Consider the following 11,588-nt stretch of genomic DNA (forward strand, 5'->3'; position numbering starts at 1 on the left):
TTTAAAAAAAAGCTATATTTTTGTCGGAGTAATACCCAGGTGGCGAAATTGGTAGACGCACCATCTTGAGGGGGTGGCGCTCGCAAGGGCGTGGCAGTTCGAATCTGCTTCTGGGTACAGAAAAGGCGATTATTAAATAATCGCCTTTTTTATGTGAATTCTTTTTTGATTTAAAGATCATTAGCCTTTACGGTGATTTCGGCGATATCGAGTACTTGTATTTCCTTTTCTTTTTCCTTGATCTTTACCCCGTCCTGTAGCATGGTCATACAGAATGGACATGCTGCAGCAACAACAGATGCTTTAGCCTCTATCACATCTTCTATACGCTCGATATTAATATCTTTTTTACCCGCTTCAGGCTCTTTGAACATCTGTGCGCCACCGGCTCCACAGCATAGGCCATTACTTTTACAACGTTTGAGTTCGACTAGATCAGCGTCTAATACCTCCAGTGCTTTGCGGGGAGCTTCGTAAACTTCGTTGGCACGGCCAAGATAACAAGGGTCATGATATGTTATGCGCTTTCCTTTGAAGGTGTGCCCATCTGCTGGTTTTAGCTTGCCTTGCTCAATAAGTGACTGAATCAACTGGGTATGGTGGATGACTTCGTAGTTGCCACCTAATTCAGGATATTCATTTTTTATGGTGTTGAAGCAATGCGGACATGCAGTTACTATTTTTTTAATTTCATAGCCATCGAGCACTTGTATATTCATCATAGCCTGCATCTGGAATAGAAACTCATTGCCTGCGCGTTTGGCCGGGTCGCCAGTACAACTTTCTTCAGTACCTAGAATGGCAAATTTGATACCTACATGTTGAAGTATTTTGCAGATATCTCTTGTGATACGCTGGGCTCTTTCGTCAAATGAGCCTGCGCAACCCACCCAGAATAATATATCAGGAGATTCGCCTTTAGCAACTAATTCGGCGACTGTGGGGACTTGTATTTGATTTTCCATGTTTAAGAGTCTTTATTGATTGGCCCAGTTAGCACGATCGGCTTGAGCATATTTCCAAGGGGCACCATTATTTTCCATATTTCCCAACATGACATTGATACTAGTGGGAGCTTTGGATTCTTCCATAACAGCGTATTGCCTTAAGCCCATAATGATTTCTAAAGGATTGATATTAACAGGACATTGCTCGACACAAGCATTACAGCTTGTACAGGCCCAGATTTCTTCTCGGCTTATATAGTTATCCAATAATGATTTTCCATCATCTACGAGGGATTTATTAGCGTCTATATTCTTTCCTATTTCCTCAATTCGGTCTCTGGTATCCATCATTATCTTACGAGGAGATAACAATTTGCCTGTGATATTGGCTGGGCATGAGGAGGTACAACGACCACACTCGGTGCATGTATAAGCGTCCAGAAGATTTTTCCAAGTTAAGTCTGTAGCGTCTTTTACGCCAAATCTTGATACCTCACCACTAGGAGGAGGAAGACTTGGGTCTAACATGGCTTTCACTTCTTCGGTGACAGCGGGCATATTTTCAAATTTACCCTTTGGCTCCAATTTCGTAAAATACGTATTAGGAAAAGCGAGGATAATATGTAGGTGCTTTGATAAAGGAAGGTAGTTAAGAAAAGCTAATACCCCTAGAATATGGAACCACCAACAAAAACGTTCTATAAATATCAAACCGTCTAATGAGCTTGGTAGTAAAGGCAGCAAAGCTGTACTGATAGGGAATGCCCCAACTGTGGTGTAGTGTGGATGTCCTAGTAATTGTAACTTTTGATCTGCACCATTCATTAGTAAGAATGCAGCCATAAGTAAAATCTCCGTGATCAGGATGATATTCGCATCGGTTTTGGGCCAATTGTTCAACTCCGGCTGATTTAATCTTTTTAGCTTAAGAATGTTCCGTCTGATCAAGAAAATTACACAGGATAATAGGACGAGTAGGGCTAGTATTTCGAAACTGTATATTAGAAAGTTATAGAATCCCCCCATAAAAGAAAGTGCACGATGGGTGCCAAATATCCCATCAATTACAATTTCTAGCATTTCGATGTTGATGATACAGAAACCTATATACACGCAGAGGTGAAGTAGTGCCGGTATAGGCCGCTTGAACATTTTCTTTTGACCGAATGCTACTAGTAGCATTGTCTTCAAACGTTCAGAAGGATTGTCAAAACGATTGAGTGTCTTGCCAAGTCTGATGTTTCTGTAAATCTTTGCTGAATTCCTGTAAAAAAAGAATCCCGCAGCAAGAAATAGTACTGTAAATATCAATTGACCAATCATAGTTGTATAATCAGGTTTAAAACAAATATAATTAAATATATGTAATATTATGCGGGCATAATATACATTTAGAAGGATTAAAAATTAGTTGGATAAATTCCAACGGATATGCCTAGAGCCTCTATTAAAGTCCTTTATCTAAAAAAAAATAATATTTTATTCTTTGTTTTAGATAAAACTATTATATTCGTTTACGTACACGATTATGTTTTAAAGCTTTATAAACCAATTGTTAGCTTAAAGCCTAAGAATTGTTATGGTAGATATGAGTAGAAGTGCTTGTATTTACCTTTAATACAGTAACCAGTTTAAATAATTAAAACTATAAATTTAGTATTATGAGATCAAAAGTTTGCATGCTTTGTATCTTTTTGGGCTCACCATTTTTAAATCAATCCGCGGCATATGCTGCCGATAATGCATTTAATGTTAGTTTGGTGATTTCTCAAGAGAGACTTTCAGGGAAGGTTGTCGATAATGAAGGCAACGTCCTTAGGGGAGTGAGTGTTAAAGTCAAAAATACGACACAGTCTGTAGGGACTAACGTCGATGGTTTTTTTGAGCTTTCAGGACAACTTATCGGTAAGACTCTTGTGTTTTCAAGTGTCGGGTACGTACCAAAAGAAGTTTTAGTGACTGATTTAAGTGTTTTGAAGGTTGTCCTCGAACTCGATGAGGGGAATCTTGAAGAGGTTGTAGTGGTCGGTTATGGTACTCAGAAGAGAAAGGAACTGACAGGATCAATTTCTTCCATTAAATCGACGGACTTAGAAAAAGTAGCCAGTAACTCTTTTACAGGTGCAATACAAGGTAAGGTACCTGGCGTTACAATTACTAACACTAGTGGAGCGCCAGGAGGAGCTAGTTCTGTAAGGATTCGTGGTGTGGGAACTACTGGTGGAAATCAACCTTTGTATGTTATAGATGGATTTCCAGTTGGAGGTAGTAATATGTCTATTAGTGGAAGTTCGGATCAAGTTGACGGGATGTCGATTGTGAATCCGAATGATATAGAGTCCATAGAAGTGCTGAAAGATGCTGCTGCGGCGTCTATTTATGGAGCACGTGCGGCAAATGGAGTTATTTTGATTACAACCAAACGAGGGAAAGACGGTGTAAGTTCAGCGGATCTTAGTACATATACAGGCTTTCAGGAGCTTTGGAAAAAGCCGAAGTTTCTGAATGCAGAACAGTTTGCAACGCTAGCAAACGAACTGTTTAAGAATTCAAATATGACCCCTAACCCAGAGTGGGCCAATCCATCGGCACTAGGAGTGGGTACGAATTGGATTGATGAAGTCTTTCGGACTGCACCTGTACATAACGTGGATTTGTCAGTGATGGGGGGGAATCAAAAAGTTAAGAATGCATTGTCTGTAGGTTATCGTGACCAATTAGGAACACTTATAGAGACGTGGAACAAACGTTATACAGGACGTGCTAATGTTGACATCCAAGCTAACGAACGCTTGAAATTTGGGGGTAGTCTAGCCTTTGCTTATACGAATGGAAAAGGGTTACAGAATGAAGATTTCAGGCTTGGTATATTTAATTTGGCTCAGCAATTTTATCCAACGTTGGGACTAGAAGATGTTGTGAATGGTTCCTCTGCATATTATTCCACGCAAGGGGACAATCCTTACCTACGCGCTAAATCTGGAGAAAAGAAGCTTCGCAATATGCGATTGTACGGGAATGCATTTGGCGAATTTATTATTATCCCTGGATTAACATTTAAGTCGAGTATCGGACTAGATTATGCCGCTAATCGTACGAGTAGTTGGGAGCCTAAAGTTCAACGTGGATTCTATAGTAACCCGCTTGCAACACTGACTGAAACCCAAACCCAAGGTTTAAACTGGTTGATAGAGAACACGCTAAACTATAGTAAGCAATTCGATAAGCATAATCTTTCTGCTGTAGTTGGTCAGACTGCTCAGCGTAATGCGAGTGACTGGATTTCGATTACGGCCAGAGATTTTCAAAATGAGACCATCCGAGTGGTAAATACCAGTTCAGATGCGAATCGTAGAGGAACAGGAACAGGATCTGTATATACATTGGCTTCTTATTTGGGCCGTGTTAATTATTCATATGCTAATAAGTATTTGTTTTCGGCTAGTATCCGTCGTGATGGTTCATCTAATTTTGGACCTTCTTATAAGTGGGGGAATTTTCCTTCGGTGTCCGCAGGGTGGAATATTTCGGATGAAGATTTTTTCAATCAGTCTGGTCCCGTTAATAGTCTGAAGTTACGTGCTAGTTGGGGACAATTAGGTAACGATGCAATTGGCGCGTTCGGCTATTCGAGTACATTTGGATTAGGAAGAGTAATCGATAATTACATTTTGGGTGCAGAACAGGGATTGGTCACTGGCGCAAGCATGATCCGACCGGGAAATATGGATCTGAAATGGGAGACGAGCGAGCAACTTAATTTCGGAGTGGATGCTACATTTTTGAATAATAAAGGTTATTTGACGGCAGAGTATTACATCAAGGATACACGAGATATGTTGGTGAGTCTTCCTGTCTCGTTGGAAGCAGGTTTTGAGATAGCCCCATCTGTAAATGGTGGCAAGATTCGTAATTCTGGATTTGAACTATTGGTAGGATATGCTGGAGGAAGTGCTTTCAAGTATGATGTGAGTGTCAACTTGTCAACTTTAAAAAATGAAGTATTATCCATGGGCGCTGGAAATCCAATATCTGGTCCTTTAGTAGGCTTCACTAGTATGAACAGTTCTTACACGCAGGTAGGCCAGCCGATAGGATATTTTCGAGGATATATCGTGGATGGAATCTATCAGAACGATGCTGATGTCGATAAATCCTTTCAACCTAATGCTTCGGCGGGGGATTTTAAATTCCGTGACGTAAATGGAGATCGTAAGCTAACAGATGATGATCGTGTTATGTTAGGCAATCCATGGCCAAAATTGACTTACGGTATGAATATGGATTTTTCATATAAAGGTTTTGACTTGAACTTGCTTTTGCAGGGGGTAGCGGGTAATGATATTTTTCATGTTAACAAATTTTCTACTTACCCTATCAAGTATTTTGGAGGTAGTGGGGTAATCAATGCTTCTGCTGATGTATTGAATCGATGGACTCCGGAAACAGGAGGGAATACGGTACCTATCTTAAAATATACGGACTTGAATGGTAACTATGCAAATCTATCTTCATTTTACATTGAGGATGGTGCCTATTTACGTTTACGAAACGTAACCTTAGGATATAGTTTGCCCGCTACATTATTTGAAAATAGTAAAATGATTAAGCGTGTACGTGTATATAGCTCTATACAGAATGCATTTACAATTACGAAGTATAGTGGTTTCGATCCTGAGATAGGTTCTACAAATCCGTTAGCCTCTGGAGTAGACGATGGAGTGTACCCAGTGCCAAGAACATATATGTTTGGATTGAAAGTAGGTTTTTAATTAGTTGATAAAATAATATGAAACAGGTGAAAAATATTGTTCTGTTTGCTTTGTTGAGCACAGTAACAGCATGTAGTGATAGTTTTCTTTCATTGTCTCCGACGGATACGTTGGTAGAAGATAAGTTCTTTGTCAATATTTCGGATGCAGAGGCAGCATTAGTGGGGGTATATGGGACATTACAGAAAGAAGAGGCTTTTTCAAATGTGCGGGATGCAGCAGATATTGAATGGGCAATCTCCGGAGATATGTATGAGATGGATAGAAGCGCTAACCGTATCGAGTTGCACTCTTTGGTGTTTCCGTCTACGAATACGATCTTAAAAGATATGTACACCGCTGCATACATTGGTATAGGTCGGGCTAATATGGTGATAGCAAAAGTGTCTGCAATGAAAGATGTGGATGAAAAATCCCAAAAGCAAATAATTGCACAGGCTAAGTTTATCCGTGCATTGTTCTACTATCGTCTAGTTACCTATTTTGGGGGTGTTCCATTGATAGATACGCCTTTAGATGCAAGTTCGAATCTTCAGATACCTCGGGCTAAAGCAACAGAGGTCTGGGCATTTGTTGAAAAAGATCTTCAGGAAGCTAAAGTCGATTTGCCGATTAGATGGGACGCTAAGAATGTTGGAAAAGTAACGTCGGGGGCATGTAAAGCGTTGTTGGGAAAGGCTTTTCTATGGCAAAAGAAATATCCCAATGTCATTACTGTTACGGAGGAGTTGTTTGATGAACAACGGTATAAACTACTTGATGAGTATCGTTCGGTTTTTATGGAGAGCAATGAAAATAATGATGAAATATTGTTCTCGACCCAGTTTAAGGAAAGTGTAGACGCTGAAGGAAATAACTTGGTAAAACGTACAGCACCTCGTGGTGCACCTGCTGAATTTACCGGAGGCCAAGCTTGGAGTAATTTTGTTCCACAACAACACTGGGTGAATTCTCATGAAAAAGATGGGAATGGCCGGATCAAAGACAAGCGGTATTGGGCTTCAATTATAGGTCCTGGCGAGAAACATCAAGATATGCCCGCCTTTGTGATGCCTACAAATGTACCTGCAGGTTGGTCACACTCAGGATTTATTATGACCAAGTATTGGCAGAAACCAACTTTGGTCAACTCTGGAGTCAATGCTCCAGTAATCCGTTTTGCTGAAGTTCTTCTTAACTATGCCGAAGCATTAAATGAAGAAAATCGAGGAGATGACGCTATTGAAGAAGTTAATAGAATTCGTACAAGGGCAGGCCTCGATGATTTACCGAATGGCTTGGTCAAAAGCGAAGTATTGGATGCAATTTTTAAAGAACGTCGTATGGAGTTTATCTGGGAACCTACTGGAGGTTTTTCTGATTTGAATAGGAGCGGACGTTTTCTCAAGTTTATTGCTGCTGAAAGGCCAAATTATAATGAATTAAATGTAGCACAAAAGCCTTGGTTAAATACTACCCCTATAGTGTTTCCTATCCCTAGGGACGCGTGGGATAGAAACAAAGCCTTAGAGCAGAATGAGCATTATAGTTTCTAACAGATACTAGTTCTACCTAAAGTTTATTCGAAGAATTCTCTTATATACCCTTCAGGTATATAAGAGAATTCTCTATGAGGTAAATTAAATTAAAAGGATAAAGTTTATATCCTCTAAAATAGAAGTTTCCTTGTTTTGATAATAAAGAAGTTGTATTTTCGTGTACGTACACAGTAGTGCTATTAACCAAATAATGAAGAAGACGTTATATCATAATGCTCAAGTAATTCTACATGATAGTATTGAATGGGGAGCAGTCCTTGTAGAGGGGAAGAAAATAAAGCGTGTTATCGGAGAAAAGGACCTCGATCTTAGCGAGTTTGAAGGTGTTGAATTTATTGATGTGGAAGGAAACTATCTCTCCCCTGGTTTTATTGATATTCATGTACATGGGGGCGGAGGGTACGATTTTATGGATGGAACGGAAGAAGCTTTTCGTGAAATAGCTATTGTACATGCTAAACATGGGACGACAGCTATTGTCCCCACCACACTTACTACTACAACTGAAAGGCTTGAAGATACATTGAATAGTTATGCGAAGGTGAGAGATGAAGTTATCAATGGTGCCGAATTCTTAGGGATGCATTTGGAAGGGCCTTATTTTGCGTTGACACAACGTGGGGCTCAAGATCCGCGATATATCCGTAAACCTGACCCTAGAGAATACCGGTATTTGATTGAAAATTACGCAGGTATTGTACGATGGAGCGCTGCTCCTGAATTAGAAGGAGCTTTGGAATTTGGTGCATATCTATCTGAAAAGGGAATTATTGCAGCTGTGGCTCATACGGATGCGGTCTATGAAGATGTTGTAGCAGCTCATAAAGTTGGTTTTAATCTCATGACTCATTTCTATTCTGCAATGTCTGGAGTCAGTAGACGCAATGCCTTTAGATACGCGGGAGTTGTGGAGGCTGGCTATCTCATCGATGATTTTGATTTAGAGTTAATTGCTGATGGTATTCATCTACCAGATCCTTTGTTGCGCTTGATATACAAGGTCAAGGGGCCAGATAGGATGGTACTCGTTACTGATGCGATGCGGGCGGCGGGTACTAATGTGAGCGAATCCGTACTAGGCAGTTTTGATGACGGTCTGGAGGTGCTTGTTGAAGATGGAGTAGCAAAATTGAAAGACCGTTCCGCTTTTGCGGGTTCTGTGGCGACGGCAGATCGATTGATACGAACGATGCTGAAACTGGGGGATATTCCTCTAGAAGAAGTGATACAGATGATCACTTTTAATCCCGCTAGAGTAATGAAAGTTGCAGATAGAAAAGGGGCTATTGAAGTAGGGAAGGACGCTGATATGGTGATTTTTGACGATGATGTAAATGTTCAGATGACAATAGTCAATGGAAGAATCGTATACCAATTAAATAAATAATTATGAATAAAAAAGTAGATAATTTAGAAGTCAATATTTATTCGACACGCGAATTAATGGGAGATGCAGTTGCAAAAGATGTAAAAGCAGCTATTGATCAGTTGCTGACGCATAAAGATATGGTGAATATTATTTTCGCTGCGGCCCCTTCTCAAAGAGATTTGTATAAGAGTTTGTTGAGGATGGATATTCCTTGGGAAAAAGTCAATGCTATGCACATGGATGAATATGTTGGTGTGAGTGCAGAAGAGTCACAAAGTTTTCGAAACTATTTAAAAACGAATCTCTTTGACCTTATTCCATTAAAATCCATTACATATATACAAGGTGAATGTGAAGATATCGATGCTGAATGTCAAAGGTATGCTTCTATTTTAGAAGTTAATGCTCCTGATATTGTCTGTATGGGGATTGGGGAGAATACACATATTGCTTTTAATGATCCCCCGTTGGCGAAGTTTGACGATGTAGAGGTGGTCAAAGTGGTCGAGTTAGATCTGATTTGTAGGCAACAACAAGTAAATGACGGTTGTTTTTCTAGCCTTGATAAAGTACCTACGCATGCATTGACATTGACTATCCCTGTATTGTTGTCGGCAGAGTACATTTTTTGTGTGGTGCCAGGGAAAACTAAAGAGCAAGCTGTTTATCAGACAATCCATGAGGACATTGATGAGTTGTATCCTTCAACTATTTTGAGAAATCATCCACAGGCAAAGTTGTATTTGGATACTGAAAGTAGTAGACTTTTGGAAAGTTAAAAAAAAATTCTTTATTTGAAGCTCAATTGGTATCGATATGCAAAAGAATAATGAATTGTCTGGGGTAAAGGAGATTGCTAGAAGAGCAAATGTTTCCATTGCGACGGTGGATAGGGTCATCCACAATCGCACAGGCGTTTCAGCGAAGACGAAAGAAAAAATAGAGGCTATTATAAAGGAAATGGATTATAAACCTAACCTTTTGGCTCGGAGCCTGGCCTCACGAAAAGTTTTTCGTTTTGCGGTATTGATTCCACGTGAATCACCAGAGACCGAATATTGGAGAGCCCCATTGGAAGGTATCAATACGGCCTGGGCGGAGATTCGGATGTATGGTGTTGAAGTTGTTTTTTTTCATTATGAACTTAATGACAGGCAAACATTTAACCGTGAGGCCAATAAAATCCTTAAAGATAATTTTCACGGAATTATTTTAGCTCCCTCGTTTATTAGTGAAGCACTAGAGTTTTTTTACAAATGCGAAGCGAGAAAGATAAAATGTGTGTTTATAAACTCAGATATATCTAATGTTAGCCCGCTAAGTTATATTGGCCCAGATTTGTTCCAATCGGGCAAGCTAGCAGGAAATCTCTCAAAATACCTTATTCCTGATGGTGGTAATATTCTTATTTTCAATGTATCTAGAGAGTTGGGGGCGGAGCATCACTTGTTGAAGAAAGCGACTGGTTTCAAAAGTTATTTTGAAGAAAATAAGTCAACTTCTACTGTTAATATGTTGACAGTGCATAGGACTGATTATGATTCCGTAATGGCGGAGCTGGCAGCTTATTTAAAAGACAATACCGTAGACCTTTTGTTTGTCACAAATTCACGAGTTTCTACTGTAGCTAAGTATTTTGAAACGAATAATATTACAAATATCAAACTGATCGGTTACGATTATCTGTCTCGTAATGTGGAGTATTTGGAGAAGGGGATTATCGATTTTTTGATTTGTCAGAAGCCTATAGAACAAGGATATAGAGGGTTGTTGACGCTTTACGGTTACTTTGTAGAGAGTGAGAAGATAGAAAAGATACAATTGATGCCTATTGATATTCTTACAAAAGAGAATTATAAATACTATAAGAATTAAATAGGAGGTAGATTTATTTGTGAATAAATTTTCGGGTACGTACACTATTCACTATCTTTATAACATAACATAACATAATAAACCGCATTATGAAAAATCTAAGTAGAAGAGACTTTGTTAGCATGGGCTCCTTAGCTTTGGGTGCCGTAATTACGCATACAGCATCTGCTTCGTCCATCTTTCAGAGTAAAGGAAAACGTATCGGTATTATCGGTTTAGATACATCTCACGCCGTAGCCTTTACAAAATCTTTGCACGATAGTCCCGAAAAGTTTCGTGATTATAAGGTGGTAGCAGCCTATCCCTATGGCACTAGAACTATACCCTCTGCCACAGACCGTATTCCTAAGTATATCACCGATATAGAGCAATTGGACGTGAAGATTGTGGATTCAATTCAGGCTTTGTTGAAACAGGTGGATTATGTCTTGCTAGAAACGAATGATGGGAGACTGCACTTAGAACAGGCTCGCGAAGTTTTTAAAGCAAAGAAGCCTGTTTTTATTGACAAACCGATAGCGGCATCCTATAAGGACGCGAAGGAAATCATACGCCTGTCAACAGAGCATAAAGTTCCTTTTTTCTCTTCTTCTTCACTTCGATATATTACTGGCATGAAAGATATTTTGGAAGGGAAATATGGTAAGGTCTTAGGCGCGGACGTTTATTCTCCGGCAACGATTGAACCTAGCCATCCTGATTTCTTTTGGTATGGAATACATGCAGTAGAAATGTTGATTACAGCAATGGGGGTAGGATGTAAGTCGCTTAATCGGACGCATACCGAGGGGACGGATATTATCGTTGGTGTTTGGGACGATGGTAGAGTCGGAACAGTAAGAGGAACGAGAACAGGAGCATCTGCATTTGGAGGAACGATATATTGTGAAAAGGCGGCGGTTAAATTAGGCGATTTTGTGGGGTATGCACCATTATTGGAAGAGATTGTCGGATTTTTCGAATCGGGGAAAGTTCCGGTTGATGGGCAACAAACGTTGGAAATATGTGCTTTTATTGAGGCAGCTGATTTAAGCAAAAATCGGCATGGACAATCGGTCAACTTAACAGAGATAACCTTAAAATAAAA

Annotated in this window: 8 protein-coding genes and 1 tRNA gene; 7 read left to right on the forward strand and 2 right to left on the reverse strand. The window is 39.7% G+C overall.

Translation table 11 applies throughout. The annotated features are described in order from the left end of the window. Positions 1 to 33: 33 nt before the first annotated feature. Positions 34 to 117: transfer RNA gene (locus CLV99_RS12115), tRNA-Leu, on the forward strand. Between the two features lie 53 nt (positions 118 to 170). Here the strand turns inward: CLV99_RS12115 and CLV99_RS12120 are convergent. Both CLV99_RS12120 and CLV99_RS12125 read right to left on the reverse strand, forming a co-directional pair. Further along, a complete protein-coding gene (locus CLV99_RS12120) occupies positions 171 to 965 on the reverse strand; it encodes a (Fe-S)-binding protein (protein ID WP_133584768.1) in 795 nt (264 codons plus the stop codon). 12 nt (positions 966 to 977) lie between these two features. Next, positions 978 to 2,270, reverse strand: a complete 1,293-nt coding sequence (locus tag CLV99_RS12125) for a (Fe-S)-binding protein (protein ID WP_133584769.1) — start codon at positions 2,268 to 2,270, stop codon at positions 978 to 980. 338 nt (positions 2,271 to 2,608) lie between these two features. Here CLV99_RS12125 and CLV99_RS12130 point away from each other — a divergent pair, with 338 nt between their 5' ends. From CLV99_RS12130 to CLV99_RS12155, 6 genes are all read left to right on the forward strand, one after another. Continuing rightward, complete coding sequence (locus tag CLV99_RS12130; RefSeq protein ID WP_133584770.1) at positions 2,609 to 5,719, forward strand: SusC/RagA family TonB-linked outer membrane protein; 3,111 nt, start codon at positions 2,609 to 2,611, stop codon at positions 5,717 to 5,719. 17 nt (positions 5,720 to 5,736) lie between these two features. After that, positions 5,737 to 7,254, forward strand: a complete 1,518-nt coding sequence (locus CLV99_RS12135; protein WP_133584771.1) for a RagB/SusD family nutrient uptake outer membrane protein — start codon at positions 5,737 to 5,739, stop codon at positions 7,252 to 7,254. 193 nt (positions 7,255 to 7,447) lie between these two features. Further along, the gene (nagA, locus tag CLV99_RS12140) at positions 7,448 to 8,644 is read left to right on the forward strand and encodes an N-acetylglucosamine-6-phosphate deacetylase (RefSeq protein ID WP_133584772.1); all 1,197 of its coding nucleotides are present in this window, start codon (positions 7,448 to 7,450) and stop codon (positions 8,642 to 8,644) included. Between the two features lie 2 nt (positions 8,645 to 8,646). Then, the gene (locus CLV99_RS12145; protein WP_133584773.1) at positions 8,647 to 9,405 is read left to right on the forward strand and encodes a 6-phosphogluconolactonase; all 759 of its coding nucleotides are present in this window, start codon (positions 8,647 to 8,649) and stop codon (positions 9,403 to 9,405) included. 37 nt (positions 9,406 to 9,442) lie between these two features. Beyond that, on the forward strand, positions 9,443 to 10,501 hold the full coding sequence (locus CLV99_RS12150; RefSeq protein WP_133584774.1) for a substrate-binding domain-containing protein: 1,059 nt from the start codon (positions 9,443 to 9,445) through the stop codon (positions 10,499 to 10,501). Between the two features lie 89 nt (positions 10,502 to 10,590). Next, positions 10,591 to 11,586 (forward strand): Gfo/Idh/MocA family protein, encoded by a 996-nt coding sequence (locus CLV99_RS12155; protein WP_133584775.1) that lies wholly within the window; start codon positions 10,591 to 10,593, stop codon positions 11,584 to 11,586. The last annotated feature ends 2 nt before the right edge of the window (positions 11,587 to 11,588 follow it).

Origin of the sequence: Sphingobacterium yanglingense, assembly GCF_004363245.1 — a bacterium.
In the GTDB taxonomy this organism is placed as follows: Bacteria; Bacteroidota; Bacteroidia; order Sphingobacteriales; family Sphingobacteriaceae; genus Sphingobacterium; species Sphingobacterium yanglingense.

Bases quoted from the DNA above. Each gene is read 5' to 3' on its own strand.
- CLV99_RS12120 (WP_133584768.1), bottom strand. From the start codon at position 965: ATGGAAAATCAAATACAAGTCCCCACAGTCGCCGAATTAGTTGCTAAA.
- CLV99_RS12125 (WP_133584769.1), bottom strand. From the start codon at position 2,270: ATGATTGGTCAATTGATATTTACAGTACTATTTCTTGCTGCGGGATTC.
- CLV99_RS12130 (WP_133584770.1), top strand. From the start codon at position 2,609: ATGAGATCAAAAGTTTGCATGCTTTGTATCTTTTTGGGCTCACCATTT.
- CLV99_RS12135 (WP_133584771.1), top strand. From the start codon at position 5,737: ATGAAACAGGTGAAAAATATTGTTCTGTTTGCTTTGTTGAGCACAGTA.
- nagA (WP_133584772.1), top strand. From the start codon at position 7,448: ATGAAGAAGACGTTATATCATAATGCTCAAGTAATTCTACATGATAGT.
- CLV99_RS12145 (WP_133584773.1), top strand. From the start codon at position 8,647: ATGAATAAAAAAGTAGATAATTTAGAAGTCAATATTTATTCGACACGC.
- CLV99_RS12150 (WP_133584774.1), top strand. From the start codon at position 9,443: ATGCAAAAGAATAATGAATTGTCTGGGGTAAAGGAGATTGCTAGAAGA.
- CLV99_RS12155 (WP_133584775.1), top strand. From the start codon at position 10,591: ATGAAAAATCTAAGTAGAAGAGACTTTGTTAGCATGGGCTCCTTAGCT.